General features: G+C 72.6%; 15 protein-coding genes and 3 pseudogenes. 7 read left to right on the top strand and 11 right to left on the bottom strand.

Annotated elements, in window-relative coordinates; genetic code table 11:
• Nucleotides 1–8 precede the first annotated feature (8 nt).
• Entirely contained in the window at nucleotides 9–896 is an 888-nt protein-coding gene (ddaH, locus tag AB0O29_RS01450; protein ID WP_365144252.1) for a dimethylargininase, read from the top strand.
• Nucleotides 897–967: 71 nt separating this feature from the next.
• Here ddaH and AB0O29_RS01445 read toward each other — a convergent pair.
• Nucleotides 968–1,828 (bottom strand): annotated as a pseudogene (locus tag AB0O29_RS01445) (LysR substrate-binding domain-containing protein); the annotation flags it as partial.
• A gap of 204 nt (nucleotides 1,829–2,032) precedes the next feature.
• Between AB0O29_RS01445 and AB0O29_RS01440 the strand changes: the two are divergent.
• Nucleotides 2,033–2,209 (top strand): hypothetical protein, encoded by a 177-nt coding sequence (locus AB0O29_RS01440; RefSeq protein ID WP_365144249.1) that lies wholly within the window; start codon nucleotides 2,033–2,035, stop codon nucleotides 2,207–2,209.
• A 127-nt stretch (nucleotides 2,210–2,336) separates the two neighbouring features.
• Nucleotides 2,337–3,548 carry a helix-turn-helix transcriptional regulator gene (locus AB0O29_RS01435; RefSeq protein ID WP_365144246.1) on the top strand — a complete coding sequence of 404 codons (1,212 nt, stop codon included), beginning with the start codon at nucleotides 2,337–2,339 and terminating at the stop codon, nucleotides 3,546–3,548.
• Nucleotides 3,549–3,668: 120 nt separating this feature from the next.
• Here AB0O29_RS01435 and AB0O29_RS01430 read toward each other — a convergent pair.
• The 8 genes and pseudogenes from AB0O29_RS01430 to AB0O29_RS01395 all read right to left on the bottom strand — a co-directional run.
• Nucleotides 3,669–4,090: pseudogene (locus AB0O29_RS01430) on the bottom strand (DUF1266 domain-containing protein); the annotation flags it as partial.
• Between the two features lie 202 nt (nucleotides 4,091–4,292).
• Complete coding sequence (locus tag AB0O29_RS01425; RefSeq protein WP_365144243.1) at nucleotides 4,293–5,435, bottom strand: GNAT family N-acetyltransferase; 1,143 nt, start codon at nucleotides 5,433–5,435, stop codon at nucleotides 4,293–4,295.
• Nucleotides 5,432–6,709 carry an ATP-grasp domain-containing protein gene (locus AB0O29_RS01420; protein ID WP_365144240.1) on the bottom strand — a complete coding sequence of 426 codons (1,278 nt, stop codon included), beginning with the start codon at nucleotides 6,707–6,709 and terminating at the stop codon, nucleotides 5,432–5,434. The genes AB0O29_RS01425 and AB0O29_RS01420 overlap by 4 nt, the downstream gene beginning before the upstream one ends.
• Entirely contained in the window at nucleotides 6,706–8,019 is a 1,314-nt protein-coding gene (locus tag AB0O29_RS01415; protein WP_365144237.1) for an MFS transporter, read from the bottom strand. Before AB0O29_RS01415 ends, AB0O29_RS01420 begins: the two co-directional genes overlap by 4 nt.
• Nucleotides 8,019–9,467, bottom strand: a complete 1,449-nt coding sequence (locus tag AB0O29_RS01410) for an alanine racemase (RefSeq protein ID WP_365144234.1) — start codon at nucleotides 9,465–9,467, stop codon at nucleotides 8,019–8,021. The genes AB0O29_RS01415 and AB0O29_RS01410 overlap by 1 nt, the downstream gene beginning before the upstream one ends.
• Nucleotides 9,464–10,297 carry a class I SAM-dependent methyltransferase gene (locus tag AB0O29_RS01405; RefSeq protein ID WP_365144231.1) on the bottom strand — a complete coding sequence of 278 codons (834 nt, stop codon included), beginning with the start codon at nucleotides 10,295–10,297 and terminating at the stop codon, nucleotides 9,464–9,466. The genes AB0O29_RS01410 and AB0O29_RS01405 overlap by 4 nt, the downstream gene beginning before the upstream one ends.
• Before the next feature lie 5 nt (nucleotides 10,298–10,302).
• Nucleotides 10,303–10,989 (bottom strand): 2OG-Fe dioxygenase family protein, encoded by a 687-nt coding sequence (locus AB0O29_RS01400; RefSeq protein ID WP_365144228.1) that lies wholly within the window; start codon nucleotides 10,987–10,989, stop codon nucleotides 10,303–10,305.
• Nucleotides 10,990–11,344: 355 nt separating this feature from the next.
• Nucleotides 11,345–11,693, bottom strand: a pseudogene (locus AB0O29_RS01395) (IS3 family transposase); the annotation flags it as partial.
• Between the two features lie 103 nt (nucleotides 11,694–11,796).
• Here AB0O29_RS01395 and AB0O29_RS01390 point away from each other — a divergent pair.
• Both AB0O29_RS01390 and AB0O29_RS01385 read left to right on the top strand, forming a co-directional pair.
• Nucleotides 11,797–12,024 (top strand): hypothetical protein, encoded by a 228-nt coding sequence (locus AB0O29_RS01390; protein ID WP_365144225.1) that lies wholly within the window; start codon nucleotides 11,797–11,799, stop codon nucleotides 12,022–12,024.
• A gap of 208 nt (nucleotides 12,025–12,232) precedes the next feature.
• Entirely contained in the window at nucleotides 12,233–12,946 is a 714-nt protein-coding gene (locus AB0O29_RS01385; protein ID WP_365144222.1) for a hypothetical protein, read from the top strand.
• Nucleotides 12,947–12,963: 17 nt separating this feature from the next.
• Here AB0O29_RS01385 and AB0O29_RS01380 read toward each other — a convergent pair whose 3' ends face one another.
• Both AB0O29_RS01380 and AB0O29_RS01375 read right to left on the bottom strand, forming a co-directional pair.
• Nucleotides 12,964–13,302 (bottom strand): GNAT family N-acetyltransferase, encoded by a 339-nt coding sequence (locus tag AB0O29_RS01380; RefSeq protein WP_365144376.1) that lies wholly within the window; start codon nucleotides 13,300–13,302, stop codon nucleotides 12,964–12,966.
• A 147-nt stretch (nucleotides 13,303–13,449) separates the two neighbouring features.
• Complete coding sequence (locus tag AB0O29_RS01375; protein ID WP_365144219.1) at nucleotides 13,450–13,995, bottom strand: NUDIX domain-containing protein; 546 nt, start codon at nucleotides 13,993–13,995, stop codon at nucleotides 13,450–13,452.
• Between the two features lie 1,027 nt (nucleotides 13,996–15,022).
• Here AB0O29_RS01375 and AB0O29_RS01370 point away from each other — a divergent pair.
• Together AB0O29_RS01370 and AB0O29_RS01365 are read left to right on the top strand one after the other, a co-directional pair.
• Nucleotides 15,023–15,661 carry an ATP-dependent Clp protease proteolytic subunit gene (locus tag AB0O29_RS01370; RefSeq protein WP_365144216.1) on the top strand — a complete coding sequence of 213 codons (639 nt, stop codon included), beginning with the start codon at nucleotides 15,023–15,025 and terminating at the stop codon, nucleotides 15,659–15,661.
• Between the two features lies 1 nt (nucleotide 15,662).
• On the top strand, nucleotides 15,663–16,265 hold the full coding sequence (locus AB0O29_RS01365) for an ATP-dependent Clp protease proteolytic subunit (RefSeq protein WP_365144213.1): 603 nt from the start codon (nucleotides 15,663–15,665) through the stop codon (nucleotides 16,263–16,265).
• The last annotated feature ends 40 nt before the right edge of the window (nucleotides 16,266–16,305 follow it).

Raw genomic sequence — 16,305 nt, 5'->3', positions numbered from 1 at the left:
CCGAGGAGATGAATCCATTGTCCGAGCACGCATTCCGTACCGCTGTTCCGCGCCGCTACCTCATGTGCCGCCCCTCCCATTTCGAGGTCACCTATTCCATCAACCCGTGGATGGATCCCGAGAAGGCGGTGGACCGTGATCTCGCGGTGCTCCAGTGGGAGCGGCTGCGAGACCTCTATGTGGAACTCGGGCACACCGTCGAATCGATCGACCCGATTCCCGGACTGCCGGACATGGTGTTCGCGGCGAACGGGGCCACCGTGGTCGACGGACGCGTCCTGGGGGCCCGTTTCCGCAACGAACAGCGTGCGGCCGAGGGCCCGGCGTACGCGCAGTGGTTCCGGCAGAACGGCTTCGCCGACGTCCGGGACCCGGAATTCATCAACGAGGGCGAGGGCGATTACCTGGTCACGGAGAGCTGGGTGCTGGCCGGCTGCGGCTTCCGGACCGATCCGGCGTCGCACCAGGAGGCGCAGGACTTCTTCGGCCGGCCGGTGATCGGGCTGCACTTGACGGACCCCCGCTTCTACCACCTGGACACCGCTCTGGCGGTGCTGAGCCGGGACGAGATCATGTACTGCCCGGAGTCGTTCTCCGAGGGCAGCCGGGCGGTGCTGCGGCGGCTGTTCCCGGACGCCCTGCCGGTCTCGCGGGAGGACGCCGACGTCTTCGGCCTCAACGCCGTCTCGGACGGGTACAACGTGGTCCTTCCGGAGGCGGCCGTGCGGCTCGGGCGGCAGCTCGCGGCCCGCGGCTACAACCCGATCGGGATCGACCTCTCGGAGCTGCTCAAGGCGGGCGGGAGCGCCAAGTGCTGCACCCTGGAGATCCGCGGTGCCGCCTCGGCCGCCTCGGTGCGGGCGGACGCTCCGGCCCGGACCGCCTGCGTGGTGTGAGGACGCCGCGGGCCGGCCGCCTGCCCGCGGGCGCGCTCGTCCCGGCGCCGGGGGTCCGTGGCGGCGGCCGCGAAGGACAGGAAGGTACGCAGTGCCGACTTCTTGTTGTCCTTGCGCCACACGAGGGCCAGCGGCACCGTGGGCCTGCCCTCCAGCTCCCTCAGCACCGCGCCGGGTACGTCGAGCAGTGCCACGGAGTCCCTGGTGACCAGGGTGATGCCGTGTCCCTCGGCGACCGCCATCAGCATGTGGGCCTCGTCCGGTTCCTCCCGGGTGATGTGCGGTGTCCGCCCGGCCGGATAGACGGCGTGGATGATCGACTCCCACAGTCCGCCGGACTCCCGGGGGAAGAAGACCAGGGGCTCCGCGGCGACGGCGCGGAAGGGGACGGCGGGCCGGTCGGCCCAGGGGTGGCCGGCGGGCAGGGCGACGAGGAGCTCCTCGCGTCCCACGCCCAGCAGTTCGAGGTCGTCCCCCGGGTCCACCGGCGGGCGTACGAAGCCCACGTCGATCGCCCGGGCCCGTACGCGCTCCAGGTTGATCGAGCTGAACCCGGCCGAGGTGCGCAGGGTCACGCGGGGCCGGGCCGACTGGAACGCGGCCGTCAGCTCACTGGCCCGGCCCGGGCTCGCGGACGCGGTGTGGGCGACCGTCAGGGTGGAGTGGTGGCGGTCGGCCATCCCGTGGGCGAAGCCGTTGACCTCCTCCGCGTGGGCGACCAGCCGGCGGGCCCTGGGTAAGAGCTCCTCGCCGATCGGGGTGAGGGTCACGAGGCGGCGCGACCGGTGGAACAGGGGGGTGCCGAGCTCGCGCTCCATCCCCTTGATCGCCTGTGAGAGGCCGGGCTGCGAGAGGTGCAGTCTCTCCGCCGCCTTGCCGAAGTGCAGCTCCTCCGCCACCGCTATGAAGTACTGGAAAGCTCGGATGTCCACGGTCGTAGCCTCCTTGCGGGTCTCGCAGCGGCGGCGGGACGGAACGGATGTCTCGAACTAGCCGCCGGACTTGAAACTAGAGACTCCAGTCAACCTCTGTCAATGTTTGACCCATTGTCATGCGGGTCGTATCGTCACGGTGCACGGCCCACACGTCCCGGGGCGCCAAGCCCCCGGACCGACCTTCCAGGAAGGCAAGAACCTGTGCGTCTCGCCAAGCGCATCACTGTTGTGACCGTCCTCGCCCTCGGCCTGCTGGTCCCCGTCATGGCGCCGGGCGCCGGCGGGACTCCCCACCGTCCGGTGGTCGCCGGCGGCGACGAGATCGAATGGCCGAGCCGACCGATGACCGAGATCGAGTGGCCGGCCCGCCCCGTCTAGGAGCGACGAGGATCGCCGTTCGCGTGTGACGCGCCGTCGATGTCTCGTATATTGACAGCCCGAGTAACGGATTGACTCAATCCGCTGACCTTCAGACAGAAGGGGGGCGTACGTAAGGTGAACAGAGATGCTTGAGCAGCCGGCCTTCGGCCGTCGACTTCGCCAGCTGCGCGAGAAGCAGGGGCTGACGCAGGCCAGCCTGACCGGCCCGCGGATGTCCGCCGCGTACGTCTCCCGGCTGGAGGCCGGCTCGCGCTCTCCGACCAGGCAGAGCGTGGAACTCCTGGCCGCCAAGCTCAATGTGGCTCCCACCGCGTTCGACCGGACGGAGGTGACGAACCTCGCGGACGTCCTCACCACCACGGTTGCCATCTGGGACTCCGCCGACAAGGGCGACCTGCGGCGCCTGCTGACCGACGCCCTGAGCCTGGACACCCGGGCCGACCTCACCGTCCGCTGGCAGGCGTGCGCCCAGCTCGCCCGGCTCCAGAGCGAGTGCGGCGACCGCGGCAAGGAGTACCGGACGCTCCGGGAACTGCACCGGGTGGGCGAGGAACTGGGCCATCCGGTGCTCCTCGTCCACACCCTCCTGCGCCTGGCCCGGTGCGAGCGGGCGCTCGGCCGCATCGAGGACGCCCGGGCCACCGCCCGTGACGGACTGGGCCTCGCCGCCCGGGCGTGCCTCGACACCGACGACGTCACCCGTCTGAAGATCCTGGTGGTCTCGGCGGCGGCCGAACTCGGCGACCTCGCCGAGGCCGAGCGCCTCAGCGCGGAGGCCTGCGAGGCTCTGACCGCGCCGGACCGCCCCCTGGCGGGCGAGGTCTGGTGGACCGCGGCCACCGTCGCGACGCGCACCGGCGACCACGCCCGTGCCACCCTCCTGCTCGACAAGGCGCTGTCCGCCGTCCGCAGCCGCGACGACCTCGCACTGTGGCTGCGGCTGCGCCTGGCCGCCGCGGCCCTGACCCTCAGGGGCGTCCCCCCTCGGCTGGACCTGGTCGAGCACTACCTCGACGAGGTGAAGCCGGCGCTCGACCTCGTCGGCACCCCCTCGAACCAGCAGGAGCACACCTTCCTCACGGCACAACTCCTGTACCAACGGGGCGACATCGCGGCCGCTGCCGCCCTCTGCGACGCCATCGACCAGGACACCCCCCTCCTCGGCTACCGGGACAGCGTCCGCTACCGCATGCTCCGCGCGCGGATCCGCCTGGCCCAGGGCGACCGCACCGCCCGCGACGACCTCAGCGCCCTGGCCGCCGAGGTCCAGGAGGCCAGGATGCTCGACCTGGCGGCCGAGATCTGGCGCACCGCGGCCCAGGCGGGCCACCCCTGACGCCCGGGAGCGGGCCCCGGCGGCACGGCCCGACGGGGCCGGCGCCCCGGGCCCGCGCCGCCGGGGCGGCACTTCGCGGGCTCCGCATGCGGGAGTCGAGGGCGTACGGTGCGGATGTGGTCACACCACTGCACCAGGGTCTGCGTTGCTGCTCGCCGCCGCACCGACGGGCGGACATACCAGACCCTGGACCCAGGGCAGGGTGCGCCAGGGGCTGGCGGGGTCGGTGGTGAGGAGGCGGTGGGCGACGAGGACCGACTCGTACCGCTCGCCGAACTCCTCGTCGTCGAAGTGGAGGCAGCGGCCGAGGACGCAGGCAGCGGAGAAGTCCTCCCCGGAGCGGTAGTTGTCGTGGACGAGGCGTCCGGCGCGGACCACCGCCGCCTCGGCCTCCGCCGGGGTGCACAGGCGGGCCCCGAGGCCCCAGCGGGCCATTCCGGAGGTCCGGCCGTAGTCCCCCATGCCTCGACGCTGCGGACGTATCCGCCGTCGGGCAGCAGGCCGTCGGCGCGGAAACGGGCCTCGGAGCGGGTGATCCGGCCGCTTCTCGACGGCGTAGCCGCAGCCGTGGTAGGCCATGGCGTTCCAGAACCGGCCGTTGGCCACGGCGATGTGCGCGCCGGCCGCCAGCCACTCCACCCAGCCCGGCAGCCGGGTCGTGAAGTCCTCGAAGTCCTTCGGCCGCCCAGGGCGGCGGCCCGGGCCGCCTCGCGTCACACCGCCGGCCCGGGCGCCGACAGGGGGTCAGGCCGGGAGGGTGGCTTCGGGGTGGGTGGCCAGGTGGGTCAGGGGTGTGGCCTCCTGGGGGTGGTGGGGCTTGATGTAGGCGATCTGGCGGCGCGGTACGCAGCCGCGGAGCAGTTTCGCCCGGTCCGAGCCGGTGGAGTAGTGGATGTGGGTGAGCCCCTCGGCCATCGCCACCCGCAGCAGCTCGTAGTAGACGAGCCCGAAGTAGAGCGGCAGCCTGCCCTGGGCCTCGTAGTCGAAGCCGGCCTGGCGGGCGTACATCTCGCCGCGGTGGGTGAAGGTGAGGGCGAACCCGGCCAGGTTCCCGTCGAGGTGCGCGGTCGTGACCCGGGCGGCCTCGCCGGCGTGGCGGGCGACGCTGTGCAGGACGGCGGTGAAGGCGTCCGCGTTCGCGGGGGTGCCGTACTTGGCGTAGAGGGCGAGCTCCAGGGGGGCCAGCCGCTCGATCAGGTCCGGGGTGAGCGGCTGCGTCCGGTAGGTGACCCCGGCCTCGTCCAGGGCGCGGAGTTCGCGCCTGATCTTCGTACGGCGTGACCGGTCGAAGCGGGCCAGGTAGCTGTCGAAGGACCCGTCGTCCGGCACCGGCAGGGAATAGGCGGTCTGGCCGGGCAGTGCCGTGTACCCGCGTTCCGTGAGCACGCCGCGCAGCAGGTGGTCGTCCTCGTCTACGTACAGGAAGGACACCGCCCGCAGTCCGGCCTCCCGGGCCTCCTCCTCGGCCCGGTGCACCAGGGCCGTCAGGGTGGCGCGTCCGCCGTCGGGGGCGGGGGCGGTCCCGGCCTTGGTGTGGGAGGGGTTGCGGCCCCCGCACGCCAGGGCGGGCAGCAGTCCGGCGGCCCAGGGAGCCCCCTCGCCGGTCAGGGTGCGGTGGACGGTGTCCACGACCCTGGCCGGGCTGCAGAAGACGTACGGAGTGTCGTGGTCCAGCGGGTACGCGGGCAGGACGCCGGTGGCGGGACCGTCGTCCTCGTGGGCCGTGAGGTAGTACGGGGCGTCGCCCGCAGTGGCCTCGGCGTGCCGCAGCCAGGGGGAGGCGGCGTAGAAGCCGCGGGGGCCGAGGAGGGCGTCCCAGTGCTGCGGGTCGAGGTCGCGCAGGGCGCGGTGGACGCGTACGCGGGGCCGCCCGGGTGCGGCGGTCACCGGGCGTCGCCCGTTGCGGGGGCGATGACGGGGGTGAGCTGTCCCAGGGCCGCCTCGGCGCGGCGGGCCGCGTCGCCGGTGGTGTCGCCGACGGCCACGACGTAGCCGAGCAGGTCGAGGTTGCTCTCGGCGGGTCGTACGGGGTCGCCGGGGTGGACCTCAAGGTCGACGTCGACTACGCCCGGGACCCGGCGGGCCAGGTCGGTACCGCCGATCCCGGTGAGGGTGCCGGCCTGGCGGGCGGAGAGGTAGCGGGAGGCCGCGGCGCGGTCGTGGGTGGTGGTGAGGTCGGCGGTGAGGCCGGCGTGCAGCCGGACGACCTCGCGCTGGAGGTAGAGGCCGGTCGCCTCGCGGATCAGCTGGGTGATCTCCGCGCCGGGCATGCGGCCGTTGACCTCGACGACGTAGGGGCCCTTCTCCGTCATCTTCACCTCGACGTGTGCGGCGCCGAAGTCGTGGCCGACGGCCTCCAGTGCCCGGCGGGCCAGTTCGGTACATTCGGCGCGGACGGGTTCCGAGAGCATCGAGGGGAAGGTGTCGCCCATCTCCACGAAGTGCGGGTGCGCGCCGAGGGCCTTGTCGGTGACGCCGAGGAACCGGCGCTCGCCATCGGCCAGGACGGACTCGACGCTCACCTCGAAGCCGAGGAGGTACTCCTCCACGAGTGCTCCGGGGCGGCGGGGCTGGCCGCGGAAGTCGGTCGGGGAGGAGGTGATGTCCCGGTAGGCGGCGAGGACCTCCTCGGGCGTGCGGCACAGGGTGACGCCGATGCTGGCGGATTCGGTCATGGGCTTGACCACGACCGGGTAGCCGAACCGTTCGGCGGCGGCGAGCGCGTCCTCTTCGGCGGTGGCCTGGTGGAAGCCGGGCACGGCGACGCCGGCCCGCTCGCAGGCCTGGCGCATCAGCAGCTTGTCCCGGCAGGTGCGGGCGGCCTGCGGGGACAGGCCGGGCAGGCCGAAGCGCTCGGCGACTTCGGCGACGATCGGGATGTTGTAGTCGGTGACGGTCATCACGCCGCGCAGCAGGCCCTGTTCGTGGAAGGGCAGGAGGGCGGCGACGACGGCCTCGGCCGAGTTGGTGTCGGTGCGCACGATCTCGTCCACGTGCCGGGAGAAGATCTCCTCGGCGATCCCGACCACCCGGTAGCGGTCCGGGTCGTTGCTCACCAGGACGGTGTGGAAGCCGAGCTCGTGGGCCGCGCGCAGTGGGGTGAGGCCGAAGTTGGACAGCTGGCTCTCGACGACGGCGATCACGCCGGGTGCGGTGTTCATGTCTGGTTTCCTCGGGAGTCGGAGGTCGGGGCCGGGGTGGGGTCCGCCCCGGTGGTGGGAGCGGGGGACGGGGTCACGGCCCGGGTGATGGCCCGGCGGGCGGCCAGGCTCAGCAGGAGGGCGGCCAGGGTGAAGGCGGCGGGCATGCACAGCGCCGCGCCGGGGCCGGCCCGGTCCGCGACCAGGCCCGTGAGGGCGGAGCCCGCCGCACCGCCGAGGGCGATGAAGCTGCCGACGCCGGCGAAGGCCTGGGTGGCCCGGCTCTGCGCGGTCATCTCCCCGATGAGCTGGAACTCCTCGGCTCCGGCCGGGGCCATGGGGAGCCCGCTGAGCACGAGCAGGACGCCGAGCAGGCCCAGTGCCCAGCCGGCCGGGAGGCCGGGCGCCAGGGCGCGTACGGCAGGCAGGGCCGCCAGCGCCAGGGTCAGCACGATCAGCAGGCGGAGGTAGCGCTGGTACGTCGTGCCGCCGAAGGTGCGGGCGCCGTAGAGGAGGCCGCCGACCACGCTGCCCGCAGACTGGAGAGCGACGAGGGTGCCGGCGAGTTCGGGGGCCGAGCCCTGGTCCTGGAGGGAGGCGGTGACCGCGACGACGAGTCCGCTGGACAGTGCCGCCGTCAGGGCGATGGCCACCAGGACGGCGGTGGCGGCGGCCCGGACCGGTTCCGGTTCAGGTTCCGCCTGCGTCGGGTCCGCGGCACCGGGGGGTGTCGCGGGACGGCCCGCGCGCGCCCGTACGGCGGGTACCTGGCCGTACACCAGGCCTCCGGCACCCAGCAGGACGGCGGTCACCAGCAGTGCGCCGCGGGCGCCGGTGAGGGCGGCGAGGACGGTGACGGCGGTCGGGCCGAGGATGAAGAGGAGTTCGCTGAGCGTGGCCTCGAAGGAGAAGGCCCGCTGCCGCAGGGCCGCGTCCTCGGTGAGGGACGGCCACAGGGCTCGCATCGACGCCCCGACGGGGGCCGTGGCCAGACCGGCCGCGCAGGCCGCGGCCACCACCGCGGCCGGGGTGGTGGCCGCGGTCAGGGCGGCCGCCGCGAGGGTGAGGCCCGCGAGGGGTCCGGAGACCCTCAGGACGCGGCTCGCGCCGGCCCGGTCCATCAGCCGCCCGGTGAAGGGTCCCCCGACGGCGCTGCCGACGGCGTAGGCCGCGCCGGCGGCGGCGCCGGCCGCGAGGGAGCGTCCGGACTGGACGCAGGCGAGCAGCAGGGCGATGGGGACCATGGTCCCGGCCAGGCGCGCGAGCGCGGCGGGCACCGCCGCCGCGCTCGCGCCCGGAAGCCTCAGGAGCTCCAGGTAGGCCTTGACCATTACGGGGTCCCGGGGGCCGGGACCGGGTCGGCCAAGGCGGCCGGGTCGGCCAGGGCGAAGACGTCCGCGCCGGTCTCGGCCCGCCAGACCAGCTGTTCGGCGTCCCCGTCGACCGCGACGACGGCGGCCCTGGTGCGGATGAAGTTGTTGCTGCGGCCGAGCGAGTAGGCGCCCGTGTCGTGCAGGCACAGGAGGTCCCCGGCCCGTACGTCGTCGGGCAGCTCCGCGGCGGCGGCGTGCACGTCGTTCTCGTAGCACAGCGGTCCGGCCACCGACCAGGTGCTGTTCACGGCCGAGTACCGCCGGCCGATCGGGGTGAGGCGGTGGACCTCGCCGGTGCCGCTCCATGGGGTGACGTGGTTGCCGGCGTCGAGGATCAGCCAGCGGGCTTCGGGGAGTTCCTTGCGCGACATCACCCTGGTGACCATGGCCATGACGTCCGAGACCAGCCAGCGGCCGGGCTCACAGGCGAGGGCCACCCCGTCGAGGCCGCGCAGCCGCATCCGCTCGTCCAGTTCCGGCAGCAGCCGGGCGATGTCGAGGAAGGGCTCCTCCTCCGGGAAGGGGTCCTCCCCGCGCAGGGCGGCCAGCGCGCCCTGCGGGCCGGTGCGGGGGCGCCGGATGCCGGGTACGCCGAACCCGCCGCCGATGTTGACCTCGGTGAGGCCGAACCGGGCGTGCAGCTTCGCGGCTTCGTCCAGGACCCGGTCCAGTGCCGTCAGCATCAGGTCCTCGTGAACGATCTGGCTGCTGAGGTGGGCGTGGACGGCCCGCAGGGTCAGGTGCGGGGACGCGTCGATCCGGTCCACCAGGGCGGCGAGCTGCGGTGATCCGGCGGGCCAGCCGAAGCGGGTGCGGGCGGCGGCGCGTTCGGCCTGGGCCCGGTAGCTGGGGTCGGCGGAGGTGGAGACGGGCAGGCCCGGGGAGATCCGGATGCCGACCTCGACGGGGTGTCCGGCGCGGGCGGCGAGGGCCTCCAGCGCGTCGATCTCCTGCTCGCCGTCGATGTTGACGCGTACGCCGTGCCGTACGGCGGCGGCCAGTTCGTCGTCCGTCTTCACAGGGCCGTTGAACACCATCGCGGCGGGGTCGAAGCCGGCGGCCAGCGCGGCCTCCATCTCGTAGCCGGAGACGACGTCCGCGCCGAGGCCCTGGGCGGCGAGCCGCCTCATGAGGTAGGGCAGGTAGTTGGTCTTCACCGAGTAGTAGGCGCGGGCGGGCCTGCCGAGCCCGCCGAGCACCTCCAACAGGTGGGCGGTGGCGCGGTCCAGGCGTTCGGCGTCGAGGACGTGCACCGGGGTGCCGTGGCGCTGCGCGACGTCGGCCAGCCGTGCGGGGTCCCAGCCGGGGGCGGTGCGGGGGCCTGTGTCCGTGCCGGTGGCGGTGCGGGGGCCGGTGGCCGTGTCCGTGCCGGTGGCCGCGGCCGTGTCCGGCCAGGGGCGGCTCATGCGGATGCCTCCGTCCGTGCGGCGTGGAGGGACTCGCCGGTGAGCAGGCGGAAGCCGGCGTCGATGTGGTCGCGGGTGGCGAGGTCGGCGTAGCGGCGGTGCCATGCGCCCGAGTCGAGGTCGTCACGCAGGCGGGTGACGCCCCGGTCGACGGCCCGCTCGTCGGTGAGGGCGAAGGCGGAGCAGGCGCGGCGCGTGGCGGGGTCGAGGTAGGCCTGGGGGCGGCGCCAGAAGGCGGTCATGAACCCGTCGGTGAAGTCGTGCCAGACGGGGAGTTCCGCCACCTCGCAGGGGCCCAGGAGCTTGGTGAGGCGTTCGAGGGAGGGCACGCGGGAGCACTCCGCCTCGGCGATCTCCGGAACGTAGTCGCGGGTGAACCAGAAATTCCGCTGCACGTCCATGTCGTACGTGACGATGGAGAAGCGGCGGGCGACGCGCTGGAGTTCGGCGATCCCGGCTTCCAGGTCCGTCCAGTGGTGGACGGTGAGGACGGCCATGACGGCGTCGAAGCTCTGGTCGTCGAAGGGCAGCCGTTCGGCGCTCGCGACGACGCAAGGCGCCGCGAGCGGGCCGCGCTGGGCCCGCATCTCCAGGGACGGTTCGACCGCGACGAGCGTGCGGCCCTCGGGCTCGTAGGCGCCGGTCCCGGCACCGAGGTTGAGCACCGTGCGGGCGTCGCCGAGCGAGGCCTCGATCTGCGCGGCCCAGCGGTGGTCGGGGCGGCGTATGGAGGAGTAGCCGACGCCGATCCGGTCGTAGACGGGGGCGTGGCCGGCGGGTGCGGCGGTGCCGGCGGACGCGGCCGGGGTGGGGGGCAGGGTTCGGGACATGGTGCTCAGACCTCGTTGCTCGCGCGGACCTCGGCCTCGTACTCCTCGCCGTAGCGCCGGTTGTCCCAGGTGTTCACCGCGACGAGCCACACGTCCCGGTGGCCGCCCTCGTCCGTGAGGTGCTCGATGTCGGTGACGTGGTGGAACATCAGGCGGTCGTCGAAGGCGATGGCCTGGCCGTCCTGGAGGGTGGTGCGGAAGAAGGGCTCGCCGCCGCCGAGGGGCATGAGCTGGGTCTCGCCGCCGGAGATGTTGTGGCGGCGGGTGACGGCGACGATGCCGTACTGGTGGCCGTCTCGGTGCGGTCCCTCGGGTGCGGCGACGCCCTCGACCTCGGGGGTGGAGACGACGCGGCACTGGTGGATGTTGAGTTGCCAGGCGGTGTTCTTGTCGAGGCCGAGCGCTTCGGCGCCGGCCGCGATGAGTGGGGTGGGATCGGTGGTCAGCGGCTCCAGCGTGCGCAGCTGTCCGCCGACGAGGTCGTTGTACTGGCGCGGCTGCGCGAAGTGACGGTGCGGCAGCAGTTCCAGCTGCCACCGGTCTTCGTGGACCAGGCGGAACTGGGAGAAGCGCCGGTACCTCTGCGTCGAGCCGGTGTACGGGTCGAGCGGCAGCTTCTCGAACTCGGCCAGGCTGTGCTCGTCCAGCGGCGGCGTGTCTATGACCGCGTAGCCCTTGTCGCCCAGACTCATGTAAACCCCCAACGTCAGGAGCCCGGAGGTGTGTTCTCCGGGCTTCGAAGCAACGCTGTGCAGGCTAGGCAGGTGTACGACACACCAACAAGATCTTGATCTTGGCATGAACGCCGGGTGAACTCGACAACTTGTCATATGGACAAGCCGCATACCGGGCGGTATGAGAGGGGCGCGCGAGGGCCGACACCCGGGGCGTGGTCATGGGGGTGGTCGCGGCTTGAATCATACCAACGTTCGCGGCCGAAATCCGACGATCGCTCAGGCGCGGGGGTGACACAGGGAGTCGATGAAGAGCTTTGAGCGCGTTCACATAGGGGCGGTCTCCGGTGTCCAAGATTCCAGGTCAAGGCCCGTCGGGTGCCTTCGCCGCTGCCTGGTCGGGGACCGTGGTGCGGTGCCTGCGACGCAGCCGCAGACCTGCCGGGCCGACCTGGCACATGACGCGGGCGACGCGTTTGTGATGCACCGGTTCGCCCTGGTCACGCAGCTCGGCGGTGATTCGGGGAACGCCGTAGGCGCCGTCCGATTCAAGGTGCACAGCCACTTCACGCCGTGGCGGCGCTGGTGGTCGGCGACGAACTGGAAGCGGTTCACCAGGGCGTCTCCTCCCCGGCGAAATACTTCGCCGCCTCCCGCAGGATCTCGCGTTCCTCCTCGAGCTGGCGGACCTTCTTGCGCAGAGCGGCGTTCTCTGTCTCCAAAGACGTCGCGGGTTCCGCGGGCGCCTCTACCCGGCGCCAAGGCCCACGTGCCGCCGCCCCGGCCTGCTGGACACTCCGGGGCCGAGGCCCTGAAGGAGGGGCTGTGACGCTGGAACGGCCGGTACGCGAGGCGGTGTTCGCCGCACCGGCGGAACGTGGTGATCGAGATCGGATACGACGCGCGCAGACGGCCGCCGCCCGGCAGTTCCAGGTGACCGCGTCGGGTCCGCAGGTGTCGGGGTGGCAGGGCCGCACCCTGGGGCGCCGGGCCGCGAACTGCCGGTTGCGCATCGTTTCCGCCGAAGTGGACGTGGCGGGCGGACCGCCGTGAGAGGGAACGGCGACCGCAGACACGCACGTGCCCCGGTCGGTACCGCGGCCGCGGCTTCACGGCGTCCTGAACTGGACCTCACCGGGCATCACCTACCGGTCCAGCGGATACAGCCCTGCGCTCCCCCACCCCTGCTCGGCGCCCGGACGGTGCAGGGGCCGGGGTGACCGGCATTGGGCAGGGGCCCACGAGACCGTAGTGTCTAATCATGACCATGCCACCTTTGCCCAGCCCACCCGACGCGTCCGGGACCTCGCAGCAGTCGTACACGGACCCGGAGACAGACGGCCCCGTGGGAAGGCGGCGGGGCAGGAGGACGGTACTGATCGTCGCCGTATCGGTCGCGGGCCTCCTCGCCGCGGGATTCGGGGTGCGGTGGATGGCGAGCGGGCCCGACGAGTACCGGCTCTCCATGCCCGACAGCCTGCTCGGTGGCTCCTACCAGCGGTCTGAAGACGAGCCGCCGAATTCGGAGGACGATGCGCCCATGGGGCCTTCCGGCACCGCTGCAGGGAAGGTCACACGCGTCGCCGCCCGGTACGAGAGGCGCTCGGCGGGTACCAGAGAGGTCCTCATGGTGACGGGGGCGTACGGCCGTTTCACGACCCCGCACGACAGATCCCGCACGGCCCTGCTGTCGGGAGCCTCGGCGCCGACCGACGCGCAAGCGCCTGTCCCGCCCAAGGACATCACCCCGCCGGGCAGCGACATCACGGTGAGCTGCCAGGTCCTCACCCGGCCCGGCGATGAGGACGCCCGGGTCGCCATGCCCATGTGCGCATGGTCGGACAGGAACACCATGGCCCTGGTGGCGCTGGTCACCCCGGACGGCCCGCAGCCGGCCCCGGAGGGCATCGATCTGGACCGGCTCGCCGCCATGACGCTGCAGGTGCGGTCAGAGGCTCGACAGCCGGCCGGTTGATCGTGCGGCGTGAGCCGTCACCACAGCTTGTCGATCTCCCCGGGATACAGCTCGATGCGGGAGTGCTGGAACGCCGTCCGCGCCTCGCGGCCCGCTGCCGAGAAGAAGTCCGACATCGTGATCTTGTCGAAGCCGGGCTGGTTGCTGGGGAAGGGAGCCTGCCGTGTTCCTCCGACGAGTACGGCCCCCGGGAGCACGGTCCAGCCGGCGCTCTCGTAGAACGCCCGCAGCGGACGGTCGCAGGTGAACACACCGAGGTCCAGGTGCTGGGCGATCATCGTGTCGCGCGCCGCCGTCACCAGGTGCCGGCCGTACCCACGGCCTCGGGCGTGCTCGCTCGTCACCACCGTACTCAGCCCGCCGGCCGAGAAGGCCCGGCCTGCATGGGTGATCCGCGGACGAACAGGTCGTCCCAGCGGGCGGGGTCCTCGACGGTCACCGCAGTCTCCTTCCCCTTCGGGTCGGATGCTCGCGCGTGCACCCTGCGCGGGGCAGGCCGGTGGTCACACCCAGGTGTAGTTGTCGTCGGTGACCGCGTCGAGGGCGGTGTCGGTGACGGCGGCGCGGGAGTCGGGCAGGGCGGCAAGAGCCGGCCCGATGGGCGGGAAGATCGGCAGTTCGGCGGTCTCGCGGTAGTCGATCCACTCGATGACGCCGGTCTCGTGGCTGCCGTCGGGCAGTTCGTCCAGTTCGGTCTCGGCGAGGGTGGCGCGCAGTTCGGGGGTGATGTGGAAGCGGTAGATCAGGTGGAGCTTGCGCGGCGGCGGGGTGGGCCCGGGGCGGGTGACGCGCTGGTCGACGACCCACATCAGGTCGCCGCCTTCGGCCTGGTCGACATCGAGGCCGAGTTCCTCGGTGAGTTCCCGGGCGAGGGCGGCGCCGAGGTCTTCGCCGTGCTCGACGTTGCCGCCGGGCGGGGTGTAGTGGATGGAGTCGGCGCGGTCTCGGCGGATGAGGGCGACGTCGCCGCCGCAGAACACCAAGGCCCCGGTCCGGATCTTGATCCGGGAGAACGGGGCCGCAGCGAAGGTTTCAGGTGTGCTGGTCATGGCGGACAGTATCGTGGTCACCCAGGCGGCCCGGCGGGCTTTGTCCGCCTTTCATCCGCCCACCCAGCAGGGCCGTTCAGGCGGCGGGCAGACCGGACAGCGCGAACGCGGCGCGGCCCGCCGCCATGCCGGTGCTGCTCGATGAAGCCGTCCGGCAGGGTCAGCACGTGCCGGCGCAGGCGGCACCCCGTACTCCGCATGGCCGGGGAAGGGTGGCAGGGGCCGAGCCCCTCGACGAGCAGGGTCAGGGCTCTCGTGGCCCGGGTCGCTGGGGCGGCCCCGCCCGGTTGCCACCGGCGGTGCCCGGCACCTTGCCCGGCAGGGCCGGCCGGCCCCCTCAGGGCGGGGTGGGCATGGCACGGCGCGGGCCGGGCAGGCGCAGGGCCCAGCCCCCGCGCGGCTCGAGGAGGGGATGATGGCCGACCCCGCCGAATGGCACTGCCCGCGCGAAGGCAGCGGAGCGGCAGCCCGCGCCCGCGACGAAATGCGCCACTTCCTCGATGACGTCCTCGCCTGCCGGCCCGCTGCCCACCCTTGACGCTCCTGCTGGGCGTCGAGGTCGTAAGACCGGCGCTGCCGTGGCCTTCCGCGTGGCGGATCGTTCCTTCTGCTGTCGCACGGCATGCCTACCGCTCGGCTCGGTCAGGAGCAGAGGAGTGGTGCCGCGCGGTTCGGGCAGGCGCAGCACCTGGTCTCTCGGTGCGGCCGGGTGGAGGGCGTGGCGGACGCCGACGGCCGCCGTGCAGGCCTCGAGCAGAGCAGGGCGTTGAGGGTTGAGGTCGCCCACTCGGTAGCGGAGTCCCTGGGCGGTCCAGGTCCTGGAGGTGTCGGGGTTCGTCGACCTCGACACCGTCGATCCGATCGTCTTCGGCAGGACGTACCACCTCGGGTGAAGGCCTTCCAGGTACGAGGGCCGTGACGTCGTGTCCGCCCGTGGCGGATCTGCCAGGGGCAGAGGAACGGCGTCCGGGGGGTTCCCGAGGTCGAGAGTGGAGTCGACGGCATCCCGCCCCGACAAGGAGAAGAGATGATTCCCCTCACCATGCTCGCGCCCCGCGCGGAGGAGGGCGGCACACCGCCCGGCCACTTCGACGACCACCTCGCGGCAAGGCTGCTCGACCAGCGGATCGTCTTCCTCGGCACCCAGGTCGACGAGGTGTCGGCCAACCGGGTGTGCGCGCAGTTGCTGCTGCTGTCGGCGCAGGACCCGCGCTCCGACATCAGCCTGTACGTCAACAGCCCTGGCGGGTCGGTCACCGCGGGTCTCGCCATCTACGACACGATGCGGCTCATCCCGAACGACGTCTCGACGCTGGCGATGGGCTTCGCCGCCAGCATGGGCCAGTTCCTGCTGACCGTGGGGACGCCCGGCAAGCGGTTCGCGCTGCCGAACGCGCGGATCATGATGCACCAGCCCTCGGCGGGAATCGGCGGCACCGCCGCGGACATCGAGATCCAGGCGGAGAACCTCGAGTTCACCAAGAGGGCCGTCGAGCGGATCACCGCCCGGCACACCGGGCAGAGCGAGGAGACGATCGCGCGGGACGGCGACCGGGACCGCTGGTTCACGGCCGAACAGGCCAGGGAGTACGGGATGGTGGACCGGGTGGTGGAGTCGCTCGCCGACATCCGCCCGGCCACGCCGCGCCGACGGGCGGGGCTGTGACATGGGGTCGTACACGGTTCCCTACGTGATCGAGCGGACCGCGCAGGGCGAACGGTCCTACGACGTCTTCAGCCGGCTGCTGAACGAGCGGATCATCTTCCTCGGCACGGAGATCGACGACGGGGTCGCGAACGTCGTCATCGCGCAGCTCCTTCACCTGGAGTCGGCGAACCCGGAGCAGGAGATCTCGATCTATCTCAACTCGCCCGGCGGATCGTCCACTTCGCTGATGGCGATCTACGACACGATGACGTTCGTCCAGGCGCCGATCTCCACCTTCTGCGTCGGTCAGGCGGCGTCGACGGCGGCGGTGCTGCTGGCGGGCGGAGACCCCGGGCGACGGTTCGTGCTCCGGCACGCGCGGGTGCTGCTCGGCCAGCCGGCCAGCGGCGGCCGGCAGGGGACCGTCTCCGACCTCAGCCTCGCGGCCAAGGAGATGGTCCGCATCCGCTCGCAGGTGGAGGAGGTCCTGTCCCGGCACACACAGCACGACGTGGCGACGCTGCGCGCGGACATGGACCGGGAGAAGGTGTTCACCGCCGAGGAGGCCGTGGCCTACGGGCTCGCCGACGAGGTGCTGAACCGACGGGTCGCGTTCGTCTGAGCGCGCGCGGCCGAGGCCGAGGGCCGGCGAGCCGGCCGGC

The organism is Streptomyces sp. NPDC089915, from assembly GCF_040684675.1.
Lineage (GTDB): Bacteria > Actinomycetota > Actinomycetes > Streptomycetales > Streptomycetaceae > Streptomyces.
The sequence above is the reverse complement of the archived record's forward strand: the minus strand, read 5'-3'. Positions and strand labels throughout refer to the sequence as shown.